The following is a 1,631-nucleotide window of genomic DNA, read 5'->3' on the forward strand; positions in this document are numbered from 1 at the left end:
CCGCCTACGCGGCGCTGCGCGCGGCCGTGGCCAGGGGCGACCTCGGCGAACTCGCCGTGCTGCGCTTCACGCGCGGCGGGGCGCGGCCGCAGTGGGCGCCGTGGTTCGGCGACCCCGCCCAGTCCGGCGGCGTGATCATGGATCTGATGGTCCACGACATCGACATCGCCCGCTGGCTCGCCGGTGACGTCGTACGCGTGCACGCCCGCACCCGGGGCGTCGAGCACGCCACCGGCACCCCGGCCGAGGTGGTCACCGCCACCGCCGTGCTGACCCACGCCTCGGGCGCCGTCAGCCATGTCAGTGGGCTCTGGGGCCTGCCTGACCAGCAGTTCCGTACGACGTTCCGGGTCGCGGGCGCAGACGGACTGCTCCACCACGACTCCCTGGCCGTGCCGGGCTTCCGGATCACCGCGCAGGGCGTGCGCGCGGCGAACGAGTCGATCCCGACGAGCCCCATGACCGAGAGCCCCTTCCTCGCCGAGCTGCGTGACTTCGTCGCCTCCTGGCGGCCCGGGGGGCCCGAGCCGCGGGTGAGCGCCCGCGACGGCGTCGAGGCGGTGCGGATCGCCGAGGCGGCGGTGGAGTCCAGCCGTACCGGCCGCGTCATCGAGTTCGAGGAGGCAGCGCGATGAAGGTCGCCGTCCTGTCGTTCGCCCACGTCCACGCGGCCGGTTACCTGCGGCTGCTCTCCCGTATGCCGGGGGTGGAGGTCATCGGCAGCGATCCCGAACGGGAGCTCGCGGCGCCCGGTGAGGTGCGGGGCCGTGCCCTCGCCGATGAGCTGGGGGCCGCGTACGTGGAGACGTACGAGGAGGCCTTCGCCTGGGGCCCGGACGCGGTGATCGTCTGCTCCGAGAACGCCCGGCACCGCCCGCTGGTGGAGCGCGCCGCCGTGCACGGCGTGGCCGTGCTGTGCGAGAAGCCGCTGGCCGCCTCGGTGGCGGACGGCGAGGCGATGGTCGAGGCCTGCCGGACCGCGGGGGTGCGGCTCGCGGTGGCCTACCCGGTCCGCTTCAGCCCCGCGTACGCGGCGGTGAAGGCGGCCGTGGCCTCGGGCGACGCGGGCCGGGTGCTCGCGGTGACCGGCGCGAACAACGGCGCGATGCCGAACCGGACGCGGCGCTGGTTCGCCGAGCCCGGCCTCTCGGGCGGCGGGGCGCTGATGGACCACACCGTGCACATCGCCGACCTCCTGGACGACCTGTTCGGCGACGTCCGTCCCGTGGAGGTGTACGCGCAGACCAACAACCTCATGCACGCGGACGAGGTCGCCGTCGAGACGGCCGGACTGCTCAGCGTGACCTACGCCGACGGGGCCGTGGCCACGATCGACTGCAGCTGGTCCCACCCGCGCTCGCACCACTCCTGGGGCGGCCTGGAACTCACCGTCGTCGGCGAGCGGGCCACGCTGGAGATGGACGCCTTCGACCAGAAGGTGCACGGCTTCGACGAGCGCAGGGGCAGCGGCACCGAGCTGCCCTTCGGGGCCGACCTGGACGAGCTGATGCTCCGCGCCTTCCTGTACGGGCCGGGGGAGGGCGGCATGGACGTCGCCGACGGCGAGGGCGGGCTGCGGACGCTGCGGGTGGTGGCGGCGGCGTACGCCTCGGCGCGGAGCGGGGTGCCGG

Annotated in this window: 2 protein-coding genes; both read left to right on the forward strand. The window is 74.8% G+C overall.

Annotation, left to right across the window (positions count from 1 at the left end):
• On the forward strand, nucleotides 1–635 hold a 635-nt coding region (locus AB8Z36_RS39280), incomplete at its 5' end, for a Gfo/Idh/MocA family protein (RefSeq protein ID WP_369218145.1).
• A partial coding sequence (locus tag AB8Z36_RS39285; RefSeq protein WP_369218146.1) for a Gfo/Idh/MocA family protein occupies nucleotides 632–1,631 on the forward strand: 1,000 nt, incomplete at its 3' end. The genes AB8Z36_RS39280 and AB8Z36_RS39285, both read left to right, overlap by 4 nt.

Source organism: Streptomyces flavofungini, assembly GCF_041028215.1.
Classification (GTDB): Bacteria; Actinomycetota; Actinomycetes; order Streptomycetales; family Streptomycetaceae; genus Streptomyces; species Streptomyces flavofungini_B.